This is a genomic window from Frigoribacterium sp. CFBP9029, from assembly GCF_034045305.1.
In the GTDB taxonomy this organism is placed as follows: Bacteria; Actinomycetota; Actinomycetes; order Actinomycetales; family Microbacteriaceae; genus Frigoribacterium.
Genome location: NZ_JAXCWB010000007.1, coordinates 1 through 23,162, shown reverse-complemented (window position 1 = coordinate 23,162; position 23,162 = coordinate 1). Strand labels below are relative to the sequence as shown.

Genomic DNA, 23,162 nt, shown 5'->3' with positions numbered 1-23,162 from the left:
ACCCGGTTTCCCGCCCCGGCGTGGGAGAATCGACGCGCCCCCCGCCCAACACCCCCTGAGGACCGTGTGAGCCCCCTAGCCTCCCGTGCACTGCAACCGGCGTCGACACCGCCCGCGTCGCTCCGCAACTTCTGCATCATCGCCCACATCGACCACGGCAAGTCGACCCTGGCCGACCGCATGCTGGGCATCACCGGCGTCGTCGAAGACCGCGCGATGCGCGCCCAGTACCTCGACCGCATGGACATCGAGCGCGAGCGCGGCATCACGATCAAGAGCCAGGCCGTCCGCATGCCATGGGAGCGCAACGGCGAGACCTTCGCCCTCAACATGATCGACACCCCTGGGCACGTCGACTTCAGCTACGAGGTCAGCCGATCGCTGGCGGCCTGCGAGGGCGCGATCCTGCTCGTCGACGCGGCGCAGGGCATCGAGGCTCAGACGCTTGCGAACCTCTACCTCGCCCTCGAGAACGACCTCGAGATCATCCCCGTCCTGAACAAGATCGACCTCCCCGCCGCCGACCCCGAGAAGTACGCGGCCGAGCTGGCCGGTCTGATCGGCGGTGACCCCGACGACGTCCTGCGGGTCAGCGGCAAGACGGGCATGGGCGTCGAAGAGCTGCTCGACCGCGTCGTCGACCGCATCCCGTCGCCGACGGGCGACTTCGACGCCTCGCCCCGCGCCATGATCTTCGACTCGGTCTACGACAGCTACCGCGGGGTCGTGACCTACATCCGCATGATCGACGGCACGCTGAACCCGCGCGAGAAGGTCCAGATGATGTCGACGAAGTCGACGCACGAGATCCTCGAGATCGGGGTGTCGTCGCCCGAGCCCACGCCGAGTCAGGGGCTCTCCGTCGGAGAGGTCGGCTACCTCATCACCGGCGTCAAAGACGTGCGGCTCTCGAAGGTGGGCGACACCGTCACGACGGCGGCGAAGCCCGCGACGGAGGCGCTGGCCGGCTACGTCGAGCCCCTCCCGATGGTCTACTCGGGCCTCTACCCGATCGACGGCAGCGACTACCCCGACCTCCGCGAGGCGCTCGACAAGCTGAAGCTGTCGGACGCGGCGCTGGTCTACGAACCCGAGACGTCCGTCGCGCTCGGCTTCGGCTTCCGCTGCGGGTTCCTGGGGCTGCTGCACCTCGAGATCATCACCGAGCGCCTCGAGCGCGAGTTCGGCCTCGACCTCATCACCACGGCCCCGAGCGTCGTCTACGAGGTCATGACCGACGACAAGAAGACCATCACCGTGACGAACCCGAGCGAGTTCCCCGGGGGCAAGATCGCGAGCGTCAGCGAGCCCATGGTGAAGGCCGCGATCCTGGCGCCGAAAGACTACGTCGGCGTCATCATGGAGCTCTGCCAGCAGCGCCGCGGCAATCTGCTCGGCATGGAGTACCTCGGCGAAGACCGGGTCGAGATCCGCTACTCGATCCCGCTCGGCGAGATCGTGTTCGACTTCTTCGACAGCCTCAAGTCGAAGACGGCCGGCTACGCGAGCCTCGACTACGAGCCCATCGGCGACCAGGAGGCGGACCTCGTCAAGGTCGACATCCTGCTGCAGGGCGAGACGGTCGACGCCTTCAGCGCGATCGTGCACCGCGACAAGGCGTACGCCTACGGGGTGCTGATGACCGGGCGCCTCCGCGAGCTGATCCCCCGTCAGCAGTTCGAGGTCCCCATCCAGGCCGCTATCGGAGCGCGCATCATCGCGCGCGAGAGCATTCGCGCCATGCGGAAGGACGTCCTCGCGAAGTGCTACGGAGGCGACATCTCACGAAAGCGCAAGCTGCTCGAGAAGCAGAAGGAGGGCAAGAAGCGCATGAAGACCATCGGTCGTGTCGAGGTGCCGCAGGAGGCGTTCATCGCCGCCCTCTCGGGTGACACCGAGAAGAAAGACAAGAAGTAGTCGCATGAGACGCGCGACGTACACCGAGACCCGTACGACGTACGGCGAGGTCGGGGCCACGCAGGCCCCCGACCTGATGCAGTACCCGCCGACGGGCTTCACACCCGCCGAGTACCGCACCCGCGTCGGTCACGGCGATGCCCGGTTCGAGGCGGCCTGGATCGCGACGATGACCTGGCAGATCCAGCGCCGCAGCGGCATCGAGGTCCGGGTCGACGCCGTCCCGCCCCTCGAGGAGGGCGGCTACACGCCCGTCACCTTCGACGAGAACGGCGCACCCGTCGACCCGGCGCACTGGTCGCGCTCGCCCGACGAGGCGCGCTTCGCCCCCGACGGCACGCCCCTGCTCACGGCCGGGACGACTGCGACGCTCACCATCGAGGCCTACGGGCGCAAGGTGGAGGCACCGGTCCGGGTGGTCTACGTGATCGACGAGCCCACGCGCAAGGGCTTCGCCTACGGCACCCTCGACGGGCACCCCGAGAGCGGGGAGGAGTCGTGGATCGTCGATCAGACCGACGACGGCTCGGTCTGGCTCTCGATCCGGTCGTTCTCGCGTCCGTCGTCGCTCCGCTGGAAGCTCGTCGAGCCGTTCATGAAGCGCACCCAGGCCCTCTACACGCGTCGCTACCTCCGGGCGCTGTCGATCAACGAGCCCGGTCCCGAGCCCGAGACGGACCTCGACGCCGCGGCGATCACGGCGGCCGAGTCGCCCGAGACCGCCCCCGAAGACCCGACCCTCCGTCGGCTGGACGACTGAGGGTGCCGAGCACCCTCCCGCTCGGCGACCCCGCGCCCGTCGACGGCGGTCTCCCGTCGTCCGTCGTCGCCGGGGCCGACCAGCGCAAGTTCGGCGTCTACCTGCACGTCCCGTTCTGCCGTGTCCGCTGCGGCTACTGCGACTTCAACACGTACACCGGCGACGAGCTGCGCGGCGCCAAGCGCGACGACTACGCCGGGCAGGCCGTCGCCGAGGTCGCGCTCGGCGGTCGCGTCCTCGCCGAGGCCGGACTGCCGGTTCGACCCGCGTCGACCGTCTTCTTCGGCGGCGGCACGCCGACGATGCTGCCGCAGTCCGATCTGGCCGAGATGCTGCACGCCGTCGTCGACACCTGGGGTCTCGTCGACGGCGCCGAGGTGACCACCGAGGCGAACCCCGACAGCGTCGACGCCGACTACCTCCGGGCGCTCAAGGCGTCCGGCTTCACCCGGGTCAGCTTCGGCATGCAGTCGGCCGTGCCGAGCGTGCTGGCGACCCTCGAGCGCACCCACGACCCCGAGCGCATCCCGCTCGTCGTCGAGTGGGCTCGCGAGGCGGGCCTCGACGTCAGCCTCGACCTGATCTACGGCACCCCCGGCGAGACGCTCGACGACTGGAAGCGCTCCCTCGACGTCGCGATCGCGCAGCAGCCCGATCACCTCTCGGCGTACGCGCTCATCGTCGAGGACGGCACGAAGCTGGCCCGCCAGATCCGCCGCGGCGAGGTCGCGACGCCGGACGACGACCTCGCGGCCGACATGTACGAGGTGGCCGACGACCGCCTCGCGGCCGACGGCTACGACTGGTACGAGGTGAGCAACTGGTCGCGCGGGGTCGACCACCGCTCGCGGCACAATCTCGCCTACTGGCAGGGCCACGACTGGTGGGGGATCGGCCCGGGCGCGCACAGCCACGTCGGGGGAGTCCGCTGGTGGAACGTCAAGCACCCGGCGGCCTACCAGCAGCGCATGGCGGCCGAGCAGTCGCCGGGCGCCGGTCGCGAGACGCTCGACGACGAGACGCGTCGGGTCGAGAGGGTCCTCCTCGGCGTCCGGATCCGCGAGGGGCTGCCGGTGTCCGAACTCGACGACGACGGTCGTCAGGCCGTCGCCGGGCTCATCGCCGACGGCTGGGTCGAGGGTCGCCCCGCCCTCCAGGGGCGTGTCGTGCTGACCCGCGAGGGCCGCCTCATGGCCGACGCGGTCGTCCGCCGACTCCTGCCGTCGTAGAGCCGGCCCCGCGACCGTCGCGAGCTCCGCAGACGACGAAGGGCGCGCCTCCTTCAGGAGGTGCGCCCTTCATTCGGTGCCGTGCGTCAGTTCTTGATGAACTCGAACGTCAGCGGGTACTTGTAGTACTGGCCGCGGTTGGCGGCGACGGCGGCGATGATCGAGAAGATCACGATGACGACGCCGGCGGCGAAGCCGGTGATGGCCCCGATGATGATGACGCTGAGCAGACCCGACGCGACCAGCACGATGGCCATGGTGATCTGGAAGTTCAGGGCGGCACGGGTGTGCTCGCGGATGAACGGGCCGCGGTCCTTCAAGACGAGGTAGCCCACCAGCGCGGGGACGATCCAGAACAGGATGCCGCCGAGGTGGATCAGCGTCGCCCAGAGCTTCTCGTCCTCCGGACGCATCGGCGGGATGGACGGCTGCCCCTGGTGACCGTAGGGCGGCTGGCCGTTCGGCTGCTGGCTGTAGGGCGGCTGGCCGTTCGGCTGCTGGCCGAAGGGCTGCTGGCCCGCGCGGGGGTCGTTCGGTTGCGAAGGAGGCATGTCGGTCATGGCCTCACCCTAGGGCAGACCACCCCGCGGGCAGTAGGGAGCTCCGGATGCCGAGTGCGCCGCGTGTAGGTCGCGTGGCGCACGTGACGTAGGATTGGCAGTCTGGTACGGCGAGTGCCAGACAGTCGGAAGAGAGGTGCGTCGTGGTCTCGGAACGCGGACTCGAAGTCCTCCGTGTCATCGTGCACGACTACGTCGCCTCCCGTGAGCCCGTCGGCTCGAAGTCGATCGTCGAGCGGCACCAGTTCGGCGTGTCGGCCGCGACGATCCGCAACGACATGGCCCTCCTCGAAGAGGAGGAGCTGATCACGGCGCCTCACACGTCGTCGGGTCGGGTCCCGACCGACAAGGGCTACCGTCTCTTCGTCAACGAGCTGGCCGATCTGCGTCCGCTCACCTCGGCGCAGCGTCAGGCCATCGAGACCTTCCTCGGCGACTCGACCGATCTCGACGAGGTCCTCGGGCGGACGGTCCGACTCCTCTCGCAGCTGACCAACCAGGTCGCGCTGGTGCAGTACCCCTCGTTCTCGCGCGCACGCGTGCGGCACATCGAGCTGGTCAGTCTCGGCGAGACGCGGGTGATGACCGTCCTCATCACCGACAGCGGCCAGGTCGAGCAGCGCCTGATCGATCTGCCCACGCCCGTCGACGAGGTGTTCCTCTCCGAGCTGCGGGCGTCGGTCAACGCCGTCGTCGGGGGCGCCGCGCTCAGCGACGCCGCCCGATCGCTCAGCGACCTGCCGGAGCGCTTCCGGCCCGACCTCGCCGCCATCGTGCGGCGCGTCGTCGCGAGCCTCGTCGAACAGCTGGCCGCGGGGCGCCAGGACCGTCTCGTCATGTCGGGCGCGGCGAATCTCGTCCGTACCGGCGACGACTTCAGCGGCAACCTCTATCCTGTGCTCGAGGCCATCGAAGAACAGGTCGCGCTGCTCCGGCTCTTCGGCGAGATGCAACTCGACGCCGTCGACGTGGTGGCCAGCATCGGGCGCGAGAACGCCTCGTTCGGGCTCGCGCAGACCTCGGTCCTGGCGAGCGGCTACACCTCGTCGGGCAGCGAGATCGCCCGCATCGGCGTGCTCGGCCCCCTGCGGATGGACTACTCGTCGAACATGGCGGCCGTCCGCGCGGTGGCCCGCTACCTGTCGTCGACGCTCGCCGAGCGCTGAGACCCGACCCGCGCCTCCTCGGCCTCCCCTTCTTCCCCCCAACTTCCAGCTACGACACCAAGAGGTAGACGAAACAAGTGGCAGATCATTACGACGTGCTCGGAGTCGACCGGTCGGCGACGCCCGAAGAGATCAAGAAGGCGTACCGCAGACTCGCCCGCGAGCTGCACCCCGACGTGAACCCGAGCGCCGACGCTTCCGAGCGCTTCAAAGACGTGACCCACGCCTACGACGTCCTGAGCGACCCCCAGCAGCGCGAGCGCTACGACCTCGGCCCGCAGGCCGGGTTCGGCGGCGGGGGCGGCGGCGGCGCGGCGGGCTTCGGCGACATCTTCGACGCGTTCTTCGGCGGCGGGGGCGGCGGTCAGCGGCAGGGCCCGCGATCGCGGCGCGAGCGCGGTCAGGACGCGCTGCTGCGCCTCGAGGTCGAGCTCGACGACATCGTCTTCGGCACGCAGCGCGACATCGAGGTCGACACGGCCGTGCTCTGCGAGACCTGCAACGGCTCGTGCTGCGCGCCCGGCACCTCGCCGCAGACCTGCGACATCTGCAACGGATCGGGTCAGATCCAGCGCACCGTCCGCTCGCTGCTCGGCAACGTCATGACGTCGAGCCCCTGCGGCACCTGCCGCGGCTACGGCACGGTCATCCCCAACCCCTGCGCCACCTGCCAGGGGCAGGGTCGCGTCCGTGCCCGCCGCACCATCCCGATCGACATCCCCGCGGGCGTCGACACGGGGCTCCGACTGCAGCTGCCCGGCCAGGGCGAGGTCGGTCAGGCCGGCGGTCCGAACGGAGACCTCTACCTCGAGGTCAAGGTGAAGCACCACGACACCTACAGCCGCGACGGCGACGACCTGCTGGCGACGCTCGAGGTGCAGATGGCCGACGCGATCCTCGGCACGTCGACGACGCTGTCCGGCATCGACGGCGAGGTCGAGCTCGAGATCAAGCCCGGCACCCAGAGCGCCGACATCATCACCATCCGCGACCGCGGCATCACCAAGCTGCGCGGCACCGGCCGGGGCGACCTGAAGATCGGCGTCCAGGTGGTGACCCCGACCAAGCTCAGCCATAAAGAGCGCGAGCTCATCGAGAAGTTCGCGTCGGGTCGCCGCGGTCAGGGGCCCGAGCTGTCGCAGTTCCAGCAGGGGCTCTTCGGCAAGCTGCGCGACCGGTTCCTGAACTTCTGATCGTGGCGCACTCGTACCTCGTCGAGTCGCTCGACGACGCGTCGGTCGGCGGCGACGTCGTCCTGACCGGCGCGGAGGCGCGGCACGCGGTGACCGTCAGCCGCCTGCGGGTCGGCGACCCGCTGCGGGTCGGCAACGGTCGAGGGCTCGTCGCCGAGGGGATCGTGCAGGAGGCGCGGGCCGACCTCGTCGTCATGCTCACCGAGTCCGTCGCGCACCACCCGCGCCCCGTGGTGACGCTCGGTCTCGTGCAGGCCCTCGCCAAGGGGGACCGCGACGAGCTCGCCGTCCAGGCGGCGACGGAGCTCGGGGTCGACGAGGTCGTGCCCTGGGCGGCGGCGCGCAGCGTCTCGCGCTGGGAGGGCCCCAAGATCGAGAAGGGGCTGACCCGGTGGCGCGCCATCACCCGCGAGGCCACCAAGCAGGCCGTCCGCGCCTGGGGCCCCGAGGTCGGCGGCCTCGCCACGACGAAGGCGATCGCGGCCCGGGCCGGCGGCGCGCGGGTGCTCGTGCTCGAGCCGAGCGCCGAGGTCGCGCTCTCCGCGGTCGACCTGACCGGCGCCTCCTCGGTGCTGGTGGTCGTCGGGCCCGAGGGCGGGATCTCGCCCGACGAGCTCGAGACGCTCGCGGCCGCGGGGGCGACCCCGGTGCGGCTGGGCGACTCCGTGCTGCGCACGTCGACGGCCGGGCCGGCGGCGATCGCCGTGCTCAGCGTTCGGCTCGGGCGCTGGTAGGCCTGCGGCCGCCCGTGGCCGTGCCTGCGGCTGCGGCCAGGACCGTGGCCGTGCCTGCGGCTGCGGCCGTCCCCTCGACCGGCGAAGTGTCGGGGGTCGCCGGTACGATGGCGTCCATGTCCGATCAGCAGAACCCCGACGCCGAGCCGAGCGTCTTCAGCCGCATCGTCTCGCGTGAGATCCCCGCAGACATCGTCTTCGAGAACGACCGGCTCATCGCCTTCCGAGACATCCAGCCCCAGGCGCCGGTGCACCTCCTGGTCGTCCCCAAGACGTCGTCGTACCGAGACGTCGTCGAGCTCGCTGCGGGCGATCCCGCCCTTCTCGCCGAGCTCGTCTCGACCGCGTCCGCCCTCGCCGCCGACCCGGCGGTGTTCCATGACGCCGAGGGTCGGCGGTTCGACGGCTCGTCGTTCCGACTGATCTTCAACACCGGCGAGTCCGCCGGCCAGACCGTTTTCCATGTCCACGCCCACGTCCTGGGCGGCCCCCTCCAGGAAGGCACCCTTGCCCACTAGCGACACTCGCCCCTCCGAGCCCCGCGGCGACGACGCCGCCGACATCGTCCGCGTCGACATGCAGGTCGACGGCGTGGCCATGGTGCAGCTGCTCGGTCCGCAAGACCGCCTGCTCAAGACCGTCGAGAAGCAGTACCCCGACGTGCGCGTGCTCGTCCGAGGCAACGAGGTCGTGCTCGAGGGCCCCGCGGACCCGGTCCGCCGTGCGCGCGGCCTGGTCGACGAGCTCGTGGCCATGGTGCGCGGCGGGCACGATCTCGCCCCCGCCGAGGTCGAGACCTCCGCGCGGGTGCTCGACGCCGGTCAGAGCACGCCCTCCGCCATGTTCGGCGACCCCATCGTGTCGGGCAAGGGCAAGCCGATCCGCGCCAAGACCCCCGGTCAGCGCGAGTACGTCGACGCGATCGACGAGCACACGATCACGTTCGGCATCGGTCCGGCCGGCACCGGCAAGACCTACCTGGCGATGGCGAAGGCGGTGCAGGCCCTGCAGCGCCGCGAGGTGCAGCGCATCATCCTCACCCGGCCGGCCGTCGAGGCGGGCGAGCGGCTCGGGTTCCTCCCCGGCACGCTCACCGACAAGATCGACCCGTACCTCCGGCCGCTCTACGACGCCCTGAACGAGATGATGGACCCTGAGATCGTGCCCAAGCTGCTCGCAGCGGGCACCGTCGAGGTGGCTCCGCTGGCGTACATGCGCGGGCGCACGCTCAACGACGCCTTCGTCGTGCTCGACGAGGCCCAGAACACCACGCCCGAGCAGATGAAGATGTTCCTGACCCGACTCGGCTTCGGCTCGAAGATGGTCATCACCGGCGACGTCACGCAGATCGATCTGCCCACCGGGGCGAGCGGCCTGCAGCTGGTCACGCGGGTGCTCGATCGGATCGACGACATCCACTTCTCCAGGCTGACCAGCGACGACGTCGTGCGGCACACCCTCGTGGGTCGCATCGTCGACGCCTACACGACGTTCGACGCCGAACGGCAGGCGCAGCAGTTCGCCCGCTCCGAGGCGTCGGGCACGGCGTCGGCCGCGCCGGCCGCCACCCGCACCGATCCCGGCTACGGCTCCGGGGCACCTCGCGACCGGCAGTCCGAGAACCGTCCGTCCGAGAGAGGAACCCGATGAGCATCGAGGTCAACAACGAGTCGGGTGTCGAGGTCGACGAGGCCGCCATCCAGCGTCTGGCGACGTTCGCACTCGATCAGATGCACGTCCACCCCGAGGCCGAGCTCGCGATCGTCTTCGTCGACGAGGCCGCGATGGAGCAGCTGCACGTCCAGTGGATGGACGAGCCCGGCCCCACCGACGTCCTCAGCTTCCCGATGGACGAACTGCGGCCCGGCACCGAAGAGGACCCGACCCCGGCCGGTCTGCTCGGCGACATCGTGGTCTGCCCGCAGGTCGCCGTCGCTCAGGCGGCGACCGCGGGTCACAGCCCGCTCGACGAGATGCAGCTGCTGACCTGCCACGGCATCCTCCACCTGCTCGGCTTCGATCACGCCGAACCGGACGACGAGCGCGAGATGTTCGGCCTGCAACGCGAGATCCTCGCCGCCTTCGCCGGCGCAGACGAGCGGCGGTGACCCGGTGATGGTCACCGTGTTCGTCATCGTGGCCGTCGTCCTGGTGGTCGCCGGCGGTCTCCTCGCCGCCATCGACTCGGCCCTCGGCGTCCTCAGCCGGGCCGATCTCACCGACGAGGCCGAGCAGTCGCCCCGCAGTCGCAGGGCGCTGCTGGCGATCGCGGTCGACACCGGTGCGCACGTCAACGCCGTCAACTTCGTCCGGGTCGTCGCCGAGACGTCCGCTGCGGTCCTGGTGTCGCTGGCCTTCGCCTTCAGTGTCGATCGCTGGTGGGTGGCGTTGCTGCTCTCCGCTCTCATCATGACCGTGGTGTCGTTCGTGCTCGTCGGCTCCAGCCCGCGCAGCGTCGGGAGGGCCCACGCACGCGGTCTGGTCGTCGCGACGGCGGGGTTCGTCCGTCTCGTGCGAGTGGTGCTCGGCCCCGTCGCCGACGCGCTCGTCGCCGTCGGCAACCGCGTCACCCCGGGTCGTCCGGCCAGCTCGTCGTTCTCGTCCGAAGAGCAGCTGCTCAGCATGGTCGACGAGGCGACCGAGCTCGACGTGCTCGAAGAGGACGACCGCGAGCTCATCCACTCGATCTTCGAGTTCAGCGACACCGTCGTCCGCGAGGTCATGGTGCCCCGCACCGACATGGTCACCATCGAGGCGACGGCCACCGTCGGCTCCGCGATGAGTCTGTTCCTCGGTCGCGGTGTCTCCCGGGTGCCCGTCGTCGGTCGCGACAACGACGACGTCGTGGGCGTCGTCTACCTACGCGATCTCGCCCGTCGGCTGCACGAGCACGTCGGCGACGACGACGCCCTCGTCGGCTCCCTCGCCCGGCCCGCGGCGTTCGTCCCCGAGTCGAAGAAGGCCGACGACACCCTGAGGCAGATGCAGCTCGACAAGAACCACCTCGCGATGGTCGTCGACGAGTACGGCGGCATCGCCGGCCTGGTGACCCTCGAAGACCTCATCGAGGAGCTCGTCGGAGACATCAGCGACGAGTACGACCGCGAGGTCGCACCGCACCGCGAGGTGGCCGACGGCGTCTTCCGCGTCAGCGCCCGCATGCCCGTCGACGAGCTCGGCGACCTCTTCGGTCTCGACCTCGACGACGACGACGTCGACTCGGTCGGCGGGCTGCTCACCAAGACGCTCGGGCGACTGCCCGAGAAGGGGTCCGTCGTGACCGTCTCCGGGCTGACTCTGACGGCCGACCGCACCGAGGGGCGCCGACACGACCTCCAGACGGTCCTCGTCGAACGGAACCCGGTCGTCGCCTCCGACGGCACGGATCCTGCCTCCGGTCTCGTCGAGCACGACCCCGACCTCACCCCGCACCGCATCTCGAACCGCTCCGCGAAGGAAACCGCATGACGACCCCCGACGACCCGACACAGGCCATCGACCCCACCCGGCCCGAGCCCGGCTCGAACTACCGGGCGGGCTTCGTCTCGTTCGTCGGTCGCCCCAATGTCGGGAAGTCCACGCTGACGAACGCGCTGGTCGGTCAGAAGGTCGCGATCACCTCGTCCAAGCCGCAGACGACCCGTCGAGCGATCCGAGGCATCGTCCACCACGCCGACGGTCAACTGGTGCTCGTCGACACCCCGGGCATGCACCGACCCCGCACCCTGCTCGGCGAGCGTCTCAACGACGTGGTGCAGACCACCCTCGGCGACGTCGACGTCATCGGCTTCTGCGTGCCCGCCGACGAGAAGATCGGACCCGGCGACAAGTACATCAACGAGCAGCTCGACGCGTTCCCGCGGGCCAAGAAGGTGGCCATCGTCACCAAGGTGGACACGACCTCCCGGCCGGCGGTGGCAGAGCAGCTCCTCGCCGTCAGCCGTCTCCGCGACTGGGAGGCCATCATCCCGCTGTCGGCCGTCACAGACGTTCAGCTCGACGTCCTCGCGACGGAGCTGATCAAGCTGATGCCCCGATCGCAGCCGCTCTACCCCTCCGACGCGGTCACCGAGGAGGGACTCGAGGATCGCGTCGCGGAGTACGTCCGTGAGGCGGCGCTCGAGGGCGTCCAAGACGAGCTGCCGCACTCGCTGGCCGTCACGATCGACGACATGGTCGAGCGCGACGACAAAGACCTGCTCGAGATCTACGCGAACCTCTTCGTCGAGCGCGACAGCCAGAAGGCCATCGTCATCGGCAAGGGCGGTCAGCGTCTCCGCGAGGTGGGCGAACGGGCTCGAGCCCAGATCGAGCCGCTCGTCGGCAAGCAGGTGTTCCTGTCCATCCGGGTCAAGGTGGCCAAAGACTGGCAGCGCGACCCGAAGCTGCTCGGGCGCCTCGGCTTCTGATCGGAGGTCCCTCCACAGGATGACCCGCCTCCGTCGCCCGTCGCGAGGTCCGTGCGCCCGCTCGTGAAGCGACCCGACGGGCCGTACGGTAGTCCCGTGCTCTTCCGTCGCCTCGCCCCCTACCAGCTGGTGGTGGACGCCGCGTCGGGTGTCGTGCTCTTCGGTGCGGCGCTGCTCATCTCCAACGACTCGTTCACCGGCGTCGTGGCTCTCGGGCTCGCGGTGGCCCTCGCCGTGCGCCGGTTGTCGCCGAGTCTCGCTCTCTCGATCGCCTGGGTGGTCGCCATCGGCGAGATGCTCGCGCGGACGACCCCCGACGTCAGCAACATCGCCATCTGCGTGATCCTCTACACGGTCGCCGCGTACGGCACCGACCGGCTCAAGTGGCTGGGTCTGGTGTCGCTCGTGGTGGGCGCGGCCGTCGGCACGTTCTACCTGACCTTCGTGCAGACGACGATCTTCGGAGTCTCCTACGACGTGAGCGGCATCACGGACGTCGTCCGCATCATGCTGCAGGTCGGCATCACGTTCCTCGGGCTGCTCGCGCTGCTGGGGCTTCCGTGGGCCGGCGGTCTGCTCGCCCGCTCGCGCTCCGCCGAGCGCACGAGCCGCGAGGCCCGCCTGGTCGCCGAGCGCGAGACCATCCGCGCCGAGGGGGACGCCGCTCGAGCTGAGCGGGAGGCAGCCCGAGCCGAGCGCGACATCGCCGTCGAGCAGGAGCGCAACCGGATCGCGCGTGACATGCACGACGTCGTGGCGCACTCCCTCGCTGTCGTCATCGCTCAGGCGGACGGCGCTCGGTACGCCGCCAAGGTCGACCCCACGAGCGTCGACGACGCGCTGACGACGATCGCCTCGACGGCGCGCGAGGCCCTCGGCGACGTCCGCGTCCTCCTCGGGCAGCTGCGCCACAGCCAGGACGAGGCGCCGCAGCCCGCTCTCGGCGACCTCGACAGGCTGCTCGAGCAGATGCGCGCCTCCGGACTCCGCATCGACCACCGGGTCGTGGGGGAGCCGCAGCAGCTCGGAACGAACCGGCAGCTGGCCGTCTTCCGCATCGTGCAGGAGTCTCTGACCAACGTGCTGCGGCACGGGGCGGTCGACGAGGTCGTCGAGCTGGTCTTCGACTGGCGGTACGAGTCCCTCCACCTGCTCATCAGCAACGTGGTGCGGCCCCTGACCCGTCCGGTGCCCACGACGCCACCCGGCGAAGAGCGCCGCGGCGGCCACGGACTCGACGGCATGCGCGAGCGCGCGACGCTCGCCGGCGGCTCGCTGACCACCCAGAACGCCGACGGCCGCTTCGTCGTCCACGCCATCGTGCCGACCTCGGCACTCACACAAGAAGTAGGTCTCGCCCGGTGACTCCCACTCCCATCCGCGTCGCGCTCGTCGACGACCAGGCCCTGTTCCGTGCCGGCATCAAGATGCTCGTGGGGTCGCAGCCCGACCTGGTCTTCGTCGGCGAGGCGAGCAACGGCGAAGAGGGCGTGGCCATGGTCGCCGAGACCACGCCAGACGTCGTCCTCATGGACATCCGCATGCCCGTCATGGACGGCATCGCCGCGACGTCGGCCGTGCTGGCGCAGGCCGAGCAGGCCGTCCGCAAGCCCCCGCGCATCATCGTCCTCACGACCTTCGATCTCGACGAGGCGGCGACCAGGGCGATCCGAGGAGGCGCGAGCGGCTTCGTCCTGAAAGACGCCGATCCCGAGTTCCTCCTCGCCGCCATCCGCACCGTCCACTCGGGCAACGCCGTCATCGCCGCCTCGGCCACTCGGGAGCTCTTCGAGCACTTCGACGGCCGTGGCTCCCGGGCCGTGCCCGAGGCGTTCCGCTCGCTGACGACCCGCGAGCGGGACATCTTCGACCTCGCATCCCGCGGCCTCAGCAACTCCGAGATCGCGACACGCGAGTTCCTCAGCGAGGCCACCGTCAAGACGCACATCAGCCGGGTCCTGTCGAAGCTGTCGCTGCGCGACCGCGTGCAGCTCGTCGTCTACGCCTACGAGCACGGCCTGACGAAGTGACGGCCTCGAGACCGGGGCGGCGGGCGGACCATCGCGCGCCTCCTCGGTCTCTCCGATCCGGGCGGCGGTGCTAGCCTCGACCTGTGCTGTTCGGTCTGCTCCTCCTTAGCTGCCGCGACGAGTCCTAGCCCAGGCCTCCCTCGTCGCGGAGTTCGTCGTCGGCTGACCAACGAAGCGCTGACACTGTCGGCAAGCCCAGGAGCTCGAGACCATGAAGAACACCCAGACCGCGTCGGCCATGCCGATCCACAAGTACCGCCCGTTCCACGAGCAGTTCGCCGTCGATCTGCCCGACCGCACGTGGCCGTCCGCCCGAATCACCGAGGCTCCGCGCTGGTGCGCCGTAGATCTGCGCGACGGCAATCAGGCGCTGATCGACCCGATGAGCCCCGAGCGCAAGCGCATCATGTTCGATCTGCTGGTCGGCATGGGCTACAAGGAGATCGAGGTCGGGTTCCCCAGCGCCTCGCAGACCGACTTCGACTTCGTGCGCAGCCTGATCGACGAGGGCGCGATCCCCGACGACGTCACGATCCAGGTGCTGACGCAGGCGCGTGAGCACCTCATCGCGCGCACCTACGAGTCCATCGCCGGGGCGAAGCAGGCGATCGTGCACCTGTACAACTCGACCAGCGCCCTGCAGCGCGACGTCGTGTTCCGCACCGACCGGCAGGGTGTGATCGACATCGCGCTGGAGGGCGTCCGGCTGTGTCTCGAAGCCGAGAAGAGCATCCCGCAGACCGCGGTCTTCTACGAGTACTCGCCCGAGAGCTACACGGGCACCGAGCTCGATTTCGCCCTCGACATCTGCAACCAGGTCATCGAGGCCTTCGACGCGACGCCCGCTCGGCCCGTGATCATCAATCTGCCGGCCACCGTCGAGATGGCGACCCCGAACGTGTACGCCGACTCGATCGAGTGGATGCACCGCCGTCTCGCCCGTCGCGACAGCGTCATCCTGTCTCTGCACCCGCACAACGACCGCGGCACCGGGATCGCCGCCGCCGAGCTGGGCTACCTCGCCGGCGCGGACCGCATCGAGGGGTGCCTCTTCGGCAACGGCGAGCGGACCGGCAACGTGGACCTCGTCGCGCTGGGCATCAACCTGTTCACGCAGGGGATCGACCCGCAGATCGACTTCAGCGATCTCGACATGGTCAAGCGCACCGCCGAGCACTGCAACCAGCTGCCCGTCCACGAGCGGAGCCCGTGGGCCGGCGACCTGGTCTACACGGCGTTCTCCGGTTCGCATCAGGACGCCATCAAGAAGGGCTTCGAGGCGATGGCCGCCGAGGCCGAGACCGCCGGAGTATCGGTCGACGAGCTGCCTTGGGCCGTGCCGTATCTGCCGGTCGACCCGAAAGACCTCGGTCGCAGCTACGAGGCGGTCATCCGCGTCAACTCGCAGTCCGGCAAGGGCGGCGTCGCCTATCTGCTGAAGGCCGACCACGCCATCGATCTGCCCCGCAAGCTGCAGATCGAGTTCAGCGGCGTCGTCCAGGCGCGCACGGACGAAGAAGGCGGTGAGATGACCAGCGCGAACATCTGGTCGATCTTCCGCGACGAGTACCTGCCGGCCGACTCGACCGACGACAAGTGGGGCCGCTTCGAGCTCACCCGCACCCGCACGTCGAGCGACCTGACCGGCGAGACCGCGCTCGACGTCGACCTGCGCATCGGCGACGACGTCGAGTCGACCACGGGACGAGGCACGGGGCCGATCGCCGCGTTCATCTCCGTCCTCGAGGCGCATGGAGTCGGCGTCAAGCTGTACGACTACGTCGAGCACACGCTCAGCGCGAGCGGCGACGCGCAGGCCGCGGCCTACGTCGAGCTGGACGTCGACGGGACGCGCCTCTGGGGTGTGGGCATCGACGCCGACATCTCGACGGCGTCGCTGAAGGCGATCGTCTCGGCGGTGAATCGCGCGCTCCGCGGGGTCGAGGCACGCCAGCTCGCCTCCGCCTGAGCTGCCGCCTTCTCCGCCGCCGCACCGCTCGTCGTCGGTCCACCCTGCCGTCGCACGCTCCCGTGTCGGCAACTCCTGCCTCCTGCGGATGCACCGCCCCGTACGGTGCCTCTGCGGCTGGATCGCTGCACGGAGCAGGAGTTGTCGGCGCGTGGGCCCGCCCGGAAGATGCGTTGCTCGGGGCTGCGGCACGCCGCGCCGGCCTGCTCAACGGTCGGCCACGGTCGGCAACTCCGGTCGTCTGCGGTCGAGACGCCGACACGCCGAGGTGCTGACGCCGGCCGACGCGAGGAGCAGGAGTTGCCGACGCCGCGGGGTAGCTGTCCCGCGAGCTGCGAGAGGAGGCGCGGGTCGGCGCGGGGCACCGGGGCCGCGGGGTAGCGGGGCGACGCAGCGGGGTAGCGGCGCGGGTCGGCGGCGGGGCCGCGGTGCCGCAGGGCAGCAGGGCAGCAGGGCGGCGGGGCGGCGGGGGACCGGCGGGCCCCGGGCCTCAGCGGGGGCGGCGCCAGCGGGGCAGCCTGCTGAGGGCGCGCTGCTCGGGCAGGGTCCAGCCGAATCGCACCGCGAGCATGCGGATGACCAGCGTCACCGAGGTGCCCACGACGGCGGCGACGGCGACGGGGGCGCCGAAGCTCACGGCGACGACGAGCACTCCGGTGCCCGCGGCCGCCGCGACCGCGTAGAGCGACCCCACGTGCATCATCGCGATCGTGAGGTTCATCAGGAGGTCGCGCAGCACCGACCCGCCCACGGCTGCGATCACCCCCACGAACACGGCGGGGATCTCCGGAATCCCCATGGCGAGCGCCTTGGTCGACCCGATGGCCCCCAGCAGCCCGATCGTGAGGGCGTCCAGCACCGTGATGACGCCCGCCAGCCGGTCGAACACGCGTTGCAGCGCCATGCCGAGGATCGCCGCCAGCACGGCCACCAGCAGGTACCAGTTGCTCGACATGGCACGGGGCACGACGCCGAGCAGCACGTCGCGCAGCACGCCGCCGCCGAGCCCGGTCGCGATGCCGATGATGGCGACGCCGAGCAGATCGAGACGTCGGTCTTTGAACTCGGAGGCGAACATGGCGCCCTGCAGGCTCCCGATGCCCACCGCGAGAAGATCCACCCACAGAGGTACGGCGAAGGCTGTGGCGTGCATCCGACGTTTGTACCACGCGGGGGATACTGGAGGGGTGCCCGTCTACCGCGATGAATGCGTCATCCTGCGCACCCACAAGCTGGGCGAGGCCGACCGCATCCTCACGATGCTCAGCCGCAACCACGGCAAGATCCGGGCCGTCGCGAAGGGCGTCCGCCGCACGGCCTCGAAGTTCGGCGCCCGTCTCGAGCCGATGATGGTAGCCGACCTGCAGCTCTACGAGGGCCGTTCGCTCGACATCGTGCAGCAGGCCGAGTCGCTGGGCTCGTACGGGGCGGTGATCGCGGGTGACTACGCGAGCTACACGGCGGGCAGCGTCATGGTCGAGACCGCCGACAAGCTGACGGAGGCCGAGGCGGGTCTGCAGCAGTACCTCCTGCTGGTCGGTGCGCTCCGGTCGTTGTCGCGCGCCGAGCACGCGCCGCAGCTGACGCTCGACTCGTACCTCCTCCGGGCGCTGAGCGTGGCGGGGTGGTCGCCCAGCTTCGGCGACTGCGCGGTCACGGGCGCGCCGGGACCGCATTCGGCGTTCGTCGTGCAGCTCGGCGGGGTGGTGGCGGACGACCACGCGCCTCCCGGGTCGCCCCGATTGACCGAGGAGGCGCTGGCCCTGTTGTCGGCGCTGCTCACGGGAGACTGGACGGTCGCCGACGCCGCGCCCGAGGGCACGCGCAACCAGGCCAGCGGCGTCGTGGCGGCGTACACCCAGTGGCATCTCGAACGGGGACTCCGTTCGCTCCAGCACGTGGATCGCGAGCCGGCGAGAGCCGCCGTGACCGCCTCGGCCCCGACGGGCCGCACCCCGCTCCCAGGAGGGCATCCGTGAAGAAGACGCACCGCGACGCGGCCGACTACCGACCCCTCGACTGGACGGGCGTCCACCCTCCCGAGCTGCCGAAGGGCGCGGTGCCCGGGCACGTGGCCATCGTCATGGACGGCAACGGCCGGTGGGCGAACGGCAGGGGCCTCACCCGGGTGGAGGGCCACAAGGCGGGCGAGATGTCGCTGCTCGACGTCGTCGCCGGGGCGATCCAGATGGGCGTCAAGCACCTCAGCGTCTACGCGTTCTCGACCGAGAACTGGAAGCGCTCGCCCGACGAGGTGCGGTTCCTGATGGGCTTCAACCGCGACGTCCTGCACAGGAGGCGCGACCAGCTGAACGCGTGGGGCGTCCGTGTCCGCTGGGCCGGCCGCAGACCCCGGCTCTGGGGCTCGGTGATCAAAGAGCTGCAGTACGCGGAAGAGCTCACCCGCGGCAACGACGTGCTGACCCTCACGATGTGCGTCAACTACGGCGGTCGCACGGAGATCGCGGACGCCGTCCGGGCCATCGCCGAAGACGTCGCGGCGGGTCGCATCAAGCCCTCCGGCGTGAGCGAGAAGCTCATCCAGAAGCACCTCTACACGGCCGATCTGCCCGACGTCGACCTCTTCGTCCGCAGCTCGGGCGAGCAGCGGACGAGCAACTTCCTGCTCTGGCAGTCGGCCTACGCCGAGATGGTGTTCCTCGACCGGTTGTGGCCCGACTTCACGCGCACCGACCTGTGGGAGGCCGTCACGACCTACGCCGCCCGGTCGCGGCGCTTCGGCGGGGCGATCGACGCGCCGACCGCCTGACGCGCCGACCACCCGGCGCACCGACCGCCTGACGCGCCGACCACCCGACGGCCAGACGCGTCGACGGTCAGGTGCGCCGGCGACCCGCCCGGCCTCAGAACTGGATGTTCGCGCCCAGGAAGATCCGCTCGGCCGGCCAGAGGAACTGCAGCGTCAACGGCCCGTCTGCGTCGCGGTGGAACCACGCGTTGGCGAACACGACTGACTCGCCCGGCAGCAGGTACCAGGTCGCCGCATCGGCGGGGAACTGCGCGTCGAGCTCGGTCTCGTACCCGAGGCCGGTGAGCAGGTCGCGGCCCGCGAAGACGTCCTGGGTCGCGAGGTCGTTGCCGTACGACGAGTAGTCGGCGCTGAGATCGGTGAGGTCGAGACGCTGCTGCGAGTTGTTCGTCAGCACGTAGGCGGTCGCGACGACCTCCGTGCCGGTCGGGTAGGGGTCGGTGCCGTCGGGGCGCGCGTAGATCGACGGCGCCTCCGTCGTCAGGCGGCCGACGTCGTAGATGTAGATCGTGAGGTCGCTGTAGTTGACCTGGTTGAGCAGCGTGCCGCCGGGCGCGAGGTCGTCGGGTGCGGTGCCGCCGCCGGTGCCGGGCGCCCCGGTGACCTGGGGCTGCGGGGGAGCCGTCGCCGCGCCTCCGGAAGGTCCGCCGCCGACCGGCTCGAGCGAGTCGAGGTCGGCGAAGCAGCCGGTCAGGGCCACGAGCGTGGTGACGACCACGGCCGCCGAGGCGAGCACTCTTCTCCGCACGTGCAGACACCTTCCCGAAGTCGTCCGGTCAGCCTAACCCGCGTCCGATCGGGGGCCGCTCAGGGCGGTGAGGCCGTGGAGGCGCGGGTCGAGAGCCGCGATCGCCCCGGTGAGCGCACGGACGCTGGGCACCCGCCGGGCACCGGGCCGGTGCACGACGGCGATGCGACGCCCCATCTGGTCGGGCAGGTCGACCACGCGGACGGCGCTCGGCAGCGCCGCGGCCTGCAGCGAGAGCCTCGGCAGCAGGGCGACGCCCATGCGCGCGGCGACGAGCCCGAGCACAGCCAGCGCGTTGTCGGTCTCCAGCACGATCTCGGGCGCGAAGCCCTCGGCCGCGCAGGTCGCGAGGAGGTGCCCGCGGCACCGGGGGCAGCCGCCGATCCACCGCTCGTCGGCGAGGTCGGCGAAGGGCGACCCGTCGGCGAACGGGTGGTCGGCGGGCAGCACCAGCACGGTGCGGTCGAGGTACACGTCGCGTTCGCTGAGCCCGTCGAGATCGCGGCCGGCGGTGGTCGACCCGGGGTGGCTGAAGACCAGGGCGACGTCGGCCGTGCCGTCGCGGAGCGCCGCGAGGGCCTCGGGCGGCTCGGCCTCGACGTAGGTCACCTGCAGACCCGGGTGCTCGTGCCGGAGTCGCGCGAGCACGTCGGGCACGATGGTCGAGGAGGCGCTGGGGAACCCGGTCAGTCGCACGCGTCCCGAGGCGGCCCCGCCGAGCCGGTCGAGCTCCTGCCGGGCGGCGTCGAGGGCGGCCTGCACGTGCACGGCGTGCTCGGCGAGACGGGCGCCGGCCTCGGTGAGGGTGACGCCGCGTCCCGTGCGGAGCACCAGCGGGTGCCCGACACGGGCCTCGGCGCGGCGCAGATGCTGACTCACGGCGGGCTGGCTGTAGCCCAGCCGGGCGGCCGCGGCGGTGATCGTGCCCGTGTCGGCGAGGGCCCGCACCACGCGGAGCGTCTGCAGGTCGAGGTCGTCGCTCATGCCTGAACCATAACCCGGGGTTATGCGATCGACACGATATCGGTGGTTGTCTTGGGGGTGCGGGGCGAGGAGTCTGGGGGCATGACCGACTCGACCCGCTCCTCCTGGTCGCCCGCTCTCGTCGAGGCGACGCGGTCGTTCGCGCCCCGCACCGGCTACCTCGCGGCCTGCACGATGGGTCTGCCGATGCTCGCGACGCTCGAGGCCCAGCGCCTCGACCTCGAGTCGTGGCGGACGGGCGGCACCTCGCCGATCGAGTACGGAGCGGTCGTCGAGGAGGCGCGGGTCGCCTACGCCGCGCTCGTCGCCGTCCCCGCCTCTCGCGTCGCCATCGGCTCCCAGACGTCGGCGATGGTCGCCGTCGTCGCGGCCGCCGTGCCCGACGGCGCCGAGGTGCTCTGCGTCGACGGCGACTTCAGCTCGATGGTCTTCCCCTTCCTTCAGCAGCGGCATCGCGGCGTGCGGGTGCGGAGCGTGCCGCTCGCCGAGCTCGCGTCGTCGGTCTCGGCGGCGACCTGGCTGGTGGCCTGGTCGGCGATCCAGTCGGCGACGGGCGCCGTGGCCGACGACCGGGCGATCGTCGCCGCGGCGGGGCGGCACGGTGCGCTCACGCTCTGCGACACGACCCAGGCCGCGGGGGTGCTGCCGATCGACGCCGGGCGGTACGACCTGACGGTGTGCCACGGGTACAAGTGGCTGTGCAGTCCGCGAGGGGCGGCGTTCCTGACGGTGTCCGAGAGCGCCGCGCCGCGCCTCCGGCCGGTTCAGGCGGGGTGGTACGCGGGGGAGTCGGTCTGGGGGTCGTGCTACGGGCCGACCATGGAGCTCGCGTCGGACGCCCGCGCATTCGACGTGTCGCCGGCCTGGCCCGCGTGGGTCGGGGCTCTGCCGGCGCTGCGGGCCCTCGCGTCGCTCGACACGGCCGAGGTCTGGCGCCGCGCCTCCGGCCTGGGCGATCTGCTCTGCGACCGACTCGACCTGCCGCGGCAGGGCCAGGCGATCGTCACCTGGGTGGACCCGGGGGCCGACCTCGTGTCGCTCGCCGCGGCGGGGCTGACGGCGTCGGGGCGCGCCGGTCGGGTCCGGATCGCGTTCCACCTCTGGAACGACGAGGAGGACGTCGAGGCGGTCGTGCGGGCGCTCCGCGCCTGAGGGGCGGCGGCTAGAGTTGCCGGGTACCTCGGCCGACCGGGCATCCAGCTCGGGCCTCAACACAATCGGAGCATCACACGTGGCAGCACCCAACCGTCTCGATTCCGTCATCGCCCTGGCCAAACGCCGCGGGTTCGTCTTCCAGTCGGGAGAGATCTACGGCGGGTCCCGGTCGGCGTGGGACTACGGGCCCCTCGGCGTGGCGCTGAAGGAGAACATCAAGCGCCAGTGGTGGCAGACGATGGTGCAGGGGCGCGACGACGTGGTCGGGCTCGACTCGGCCGTCATCCTGCCGCGTCAGGTGTGGGAGGCCTCGGGGCACGTCGAGGTCTTCAGCGACCCGCTCGTCGAATCGCTGCACACCCACAAGCGCTACCGGGCCGACCACCTGCTCGAGGCCTACGAGGCCAAGCACGGCCACCCGCCGGAGAACGGCCTCGCCGACGTCCGCGACCCCGAGACCGGCCAGCCCGGCTCGTGGACGGAGCCGCAGAACTTCTCGGGTCTGCTCAAGACGTTCCTCGGCCCGGTCGACAACGAGCAGGGCATGGCGTACCTGCGCCCCGAGACCGCGCAGGGCATCTTCACGAACTTCGACAACATCCTGCAGTCGTCGCGCATCAAGCCCCCGTTCGGCATCGGCCAGATCGGCAAGAGCTTCCGCAACGAGATCACCCCCGGCAACTTCATCTTCCGCACCCGCGAGTTCGAGCAGATGGAGATGGAGTTCTTCGTCGAGCCCGGCACCGACGAAGAATGGCACCAGTACTGGATCGACCAGCGCTTCCAGTGGTACGTCGACCTCGGCATCGACCCCGAGAACCTCCGCCTGTACGAGCACGCCGCCGAGAAGCTGTCGCACTACTCCAAGCGCACCGTCGACATCGAGTACCGCTTCCGCTTCGCGGGCGGCGAGTTCGGCGAGCTCGAGGGCGTCGCGAACCGCACCGACTACGACCTCAAGACCCACGCCGCCGCTTCGGGCAAAGACCTCTCGTACTTCGACCAGGCCAAGAACGAGCGCTGGACCCCGTTCGTCATCGAGCCGGCGGCCGGTCTGACCCGCTCGCTCATGGCGTTCCTGGTCGACGCGTACACCGAAGACGAGGCGCCCAACGCCAAGGGCGGCGTCGACAAGCGCACCGTGCTGAAGCTCGACCGTCGGCTGGCGCCGATCAAGGTGGCCGTGCTGCCGCTGAGCCGCAACGAACGGCTCTCGCCGCTGGCACGCGAGCTCGCCGCCGACCTGCGCAAGTACTGGAACATCGACTTCGACGACGCCGGCGCCATCGGCCGCCGCTACCGCCGTCAAGACGAGATCGGCACGCCGTTCTGCGTCACCGTCGACTTCGACTCGCTGGACGACGACGCGGTCACGGTGCGCGAGCGCGACACCATGGAGCAGCAGCGGATGCCGCTGGCGCAGCTGCGCGGGTACCTGGCCGAGCAGCTGCTCGGCAGCTAGCGGTCGCGCGGGGGCGGGCCCGGCCTGCCCCCGCCGCCCTGCCGCCCCCGCGGCCCCCGCGGCCGGCGCCCCCGCG

At 70.7% G+C, this 23,162-nt stretch carries 22 protein-coding genes; 18 read left to right on the top strand and 4 right to left on the bottom strand.

The annotated features are described in order from the left end of the window. The first annotated feature begins 66 nt into the window (after positions 1-66). From lepA to hemW, 3 genes are read left to right on the top strand one after another with little or no spacing between them, the layout of a single operon-like run. A complete protein-coding gene (gene lepA, locus SOM11_RS10490) occupies positions 67-1,917 on the top strand; it encodes a translation elongation factor 4 (protein ID WP_192057963.1) in 1,851 nt (616 codons plus the stop codon). A gap of 4 nt (positions 1,918-1,921) precedes the next feature. Continuing rightward, complete coding sequence (locus SOM11_RS10485) at positions 1,922-2,677, top strand: DUF1990 domain-containing protein (protein ID WP_320477971.1); 756 nt, start codon at positions 1,922-1,924, stop codon at positions 2,675-2,677. Between the two features lie 2 nt (positions 2,678-2,679). Next, positions 2,680-3,906, top strand: coding sequence for a radical SAM family heme chaperone HemW (gene hemW / locus SOM11_RS10480; protein ID WP_320477970.1), 1,227 nt, complete (start codon positions 2,680-2,682; stop codon positions 3,904-3,906). Between the two features lie 86 nt (positions 3,907-3,992). Here hemW and SOM11_RS10475 read toward each other — a convergent pair whose 3' ends face one another. After that, the gene (locus SOM11_RS10475) at positions 3,993-4,466 is read right to left on the bottom strand and encodes a DUF4870 domain-containing protein (RefSeq protein WP_320477969.1); all 474 of its coding nucleotides are present in this window, start codon (positions 4,464-4,466) and stop codon (positions 3,993-3,995) included. 143 nt (positions 4,467-4,609) lie between these two features. Between SOM11_RS10475 and hrcA the strand changes: the two genes are divergently transcribed. The 11 genes from hrcA to leuA all read left to right on the top strand — a co-directional run bounded on the left by hrcA (position 4,610) and on the right by leuA (position 15,967). After that, complete coding sequence (gene hrcA, locus SOM11_RS10470; RefSeq protein WP_192057956.1) at positions 4,610-5,632, top strand: heat-inducible transcriptional repressor HrcA; 1,023 nt, start codon at positions 4,610-4,612, stop codon at positions 5,630-5,632. A gap of 77 nt (positions 5,633-5,709) precedes the next feature. Beyond that, positions 5,710-6,825 (top strand): molecular chaperone DnaJ, encoded by a 1,116-nt coding sequence (gene dnaJ, locus SOM11_RS10465; protein WP_320477968.1) that lies wholly within the window; start codon positions 5,710-5,712, stop codon positions 6,823-6,825. Positions 6,826-6,827: 2 nt separating this feature from the next. After that, positions 6,828-7,559 (top strand): 16S rRNA (uracil(1498)-N(3))-methyltransferase, encoded by a 732-nt coding sequence (locus tag SOM11_RS10460; protein WP_320477967.1) that lies wholly within the window; start codon positions 6,828-6,830, stop codon positions 7,557-7,559. Between the two features lie 116 nt (positions 7,560-7,675). After that, positions 7,676-8,077 (top strand): histidine triad nucleotide-binding protein, encoded by a 402-nt coding sequence (locus SOM11_RS10455; protein WP_192057949.1) that lies wholly within the window; start codon positions 7,676-7,678, stop codon positions 8,075-8,077. Continuing rightward, on the top strand, positions 8,067-9,209 hold the full coding sequence (locus SOM11_RS10450) for a PhoH family protein (RefSeq protein ID WP_414655459.1): 1,143 nt from the start codon (positions 8,067-8,069) through the stop codon (positions 9,207-9,209). Before SOM11_RS10455 ends, SOM11_RS10450 begins: the two co-directional genes overlap by 11 nt. Then, positions 9,206-9,667 (top strand): rRNA maturation RNase YbeY, encoded by a 462-nt coding sequence (gene ybeY, locus SOM11_RS10445; protein ID WP_192057945.1) that lies wholly within the window; start codon positions 9,206-9,208, stop codon positions 9,665-9,667. Before SOM11_RS10450 ends, ybeY begins: the two co-directional genes overlap by 4 nt. Before the next feature lie 7 nt (positions 9,668-9,674). Beyond that, complete coding sequence (locus SOM11_RS10440; RefSeq protein WP_243216058.1) at positions 9,675-11,027, top strand: hemolysin family protein; 1,353 nt, start codon at positions 9,675-9,677, stop codon at positions 11,025-11,027. Next, positions 11,024-11,968: a GTPase Era gene (gene era / locus SOM11_RS10435; RefSeq protein ID WP_192057943.1), complete on the top strand. Its 945-nt coding sequence runs from the start codon at positions 11,024-11,026 to the stop codon at positions 11,966-11,968. The genes SOM11_RS10440 and era overlap by 4 nt, the downstream gene beginning before the upstream one ends. A gap of 96 nt (positions 11,969-12,064) precedes the next feature. Further along, positions 12,065-13,333 carry a sensor histidine kinase gene (locus tag SOM11_RS10430; protein ID WP_192057940.1) on the top strand — a complete coding sequence of 423 codons (1,269 nt, stop codon included), beginning with the start codon at positions 12,065-12,067 and terminating at the stop codon, positions 13,331-13,333. Further along, positions 13,330-13,998 (top strand): response regulator transcription factor, encoded by a 669-nt coding sequence (locus SOM11_RS10425; protein ID WP_308196255.1) that lies wholly within the window; start codon positions 13,330-13,332, stop codon positions 13,996-13,998. The genes SOM11_RS10430 and SOM11_RS10425 overlap by 4 nt, the downstream gene beginning before the upstream one ends. A gap of 211 nt (positions 13,999-14,209) precedes the next feature. Beyond that, positions 14,210-15,967 carry a 2-isopropylmalate synthase gene (gene leuA / locus SOM11_RS10420; protein WP_192057938.1) on the top strand — a complete coding sequence of 586 codons (1,758 nt, stop codon included), beginning with the start codon at positions 14,210-14,212 and terminating at the stop codon, positions 15,965-15,967. A 490-nt stretch (positions 15,968-16,457) separates the two neighbouring features. On the opposite strand, the gene SOM11_RS10415 is transcribed toward leuA, so the two are convergent. Beyond that, positions 16,458-17,120 (bottom strand): trimeric intracellular cation channel family protein, encoded by a 663-nt coding sequence (locus tag SOM11_RS10415; protein WP_192057937.1) that lies wholly within the window; start codon positions 17,118-17,120, stop codon positions 16,458-16,460. A gap of 34 nt (positions 17,121-17,154) precedes the next feature. On the opposite strand from SOM11_RS10415, the gene recO reads away from it, so the two are divergent. Next, complete coding sequence (recO, locus tag SOM11_RS10410; RefSeq protein ID WP_320477966.1) at positions 17,155-17,946, top strand: DNA repair protein RecO; 792 nt, start codon at positions 17,155-17,157, stop codon at positions 17,944-17,946. Then, positions 17,943-18,737 carry an isoprenyl transferase gene (locus tag SOM11_RS10405; RefSeq protein ID WP_192057935.1) on the top strand — a complete coding sequence of 265 codons (795 nt, stop codon included), beginning with the start codon at positions 17,943-17,945 and terminating at the stop codon, positions 18,735-18,737. The genes recO and SOM11_RS10405 overlap by 4 nt, the downstream gene beginning before the upstream one ends. Before the next feature lie 94 nt (positions 18,738-18,831). On the opposite strand, the gene SOM11_RS10400 is transcribed toward SOM11_RS10405, so the two are convergent. Both SOM11_RS10400 and SOM11_RS10395 read right to left on the bottom strand, forming a co-directional pair. Continuing rightward, a complete protein-coding gene (locus tag SOM11_RS10400) occupies positions 18,832-19,485 on the bottom strand; it encodes a hypothetical protein (protein ID WP_192057934.1) in 654 nt (217 codons plus the stop codon). A 33-nt stretch (positions 19,486-19,518) separates the two neighbouring features. Further along, complete coding sequence (locus SOM11_RS10395; protein ID WP_243216382.1) at positions 19,519-20,469, bottom strand: LysR family transcriptional regulator; 951 nt, start codon at positions 20,467-20,469, stop codon at positions 19,519-19,521. Positions 20,470-20,550: 81 nt separating this feature from the next. Between SOM11_RS10395 and SOM11_RS10390 the strand changes: the two genes are divergently transcribed. Continuing rightward, complete coding sequence (locus SOM11_RS10390) at positions 20,551-21,621, top strand: aminotransferase class V-fold PLP-dependent enzyme (protein WP_320477965.1); 1,071 nt, start codon at positions 20,551-20,553, stop codon at positions 21,619-21,621. A gap of 79 nt (positions 21,622-21,700) precedes the next feature. After that, positions 21,701-23,086 (top strand): glycine--tRNA ligase, encoded by a 1,386-nt coding sequence (locus SOM11_RS10385; protein ID WP_243216380.1) that lies wholly within the window; start codon positions 21,701-21,703, stop codon positions 23,084-23,086. The last annotated feature ends 76 nt before the right edge of the window (positions 23,087-23,162 follow it).

Bases quoted from the DNA above. Each gene is read 5' to 3' on its own strand.
- SOM11_RS10485 (WP_320477971.1), top strand. From the start codon at position 1,922: ATGAGACGCGCGACGTACACCGAGACCCGTACGACGTACGGCGAGGTC.
- SOM11_RS10475 (WP_320477969.1), bottom strand. From the start codon at position 4,466: ATGACCGACATGCCTCCTTCGCAACCGAACGACCCCCGCGCGGGCCAG.
- SOM11_RS10455 (WP_192057949.1), top strand. From the start codon at position 7,676: ATGTCCGATCAGCAGAACCCCGACGCCGAGCCGAGCGTCTTCAGCCGC.
- ybeY (WP_192057945.1), top strand. From the start codon at position 9,206: ATGAGCATCGAGGTCAACAACGAGTCGGGTGTCGAGGTCGACGAGGCC.
- SOM11_RS10440 (WP_243216058.1), top strand. From the start codon at position 9,675: ATGGTCACCGTGTTCGTCATCGTGGCCGTCGTCCTGGTGGTCGCCGGC.
- era (WP_192057943.1), top strand. From the start codon at position 11,024: ATGACGACCCCCGACGACCCGACACAGGCCATCGACCCCACCCGGCCC.
- leuA (WP_192057938.1), top strand. From the start codon at position 14,210: ATGAAGAACACCCAGACCGCGTCGGCCATGCCGATCCACAAGTACCGC.
- SOM11_RS10415 (WP_192057937.1), bottom strand. From the start codon at position 17,120: ATGCACGCCACAGCCTTCGCCGTACCTCTGTGGGTGGATCTTCTCGCG.
- SOM11_RS10395 (WP_243216382.1), bottom strand. From the start codon at position 20,469: ATGAGCGACGACCTCGACCTGCAGACGCTCCGCGTGGTGCGGGCCCTC.
- SOM11_RS10390 (WP_320477965.1), top strand. From the start codon at position 20,551: ATGACCGACTCGACCCGCTCCTCCTGGTCGCCCGCTCTCGTCGAGGCG.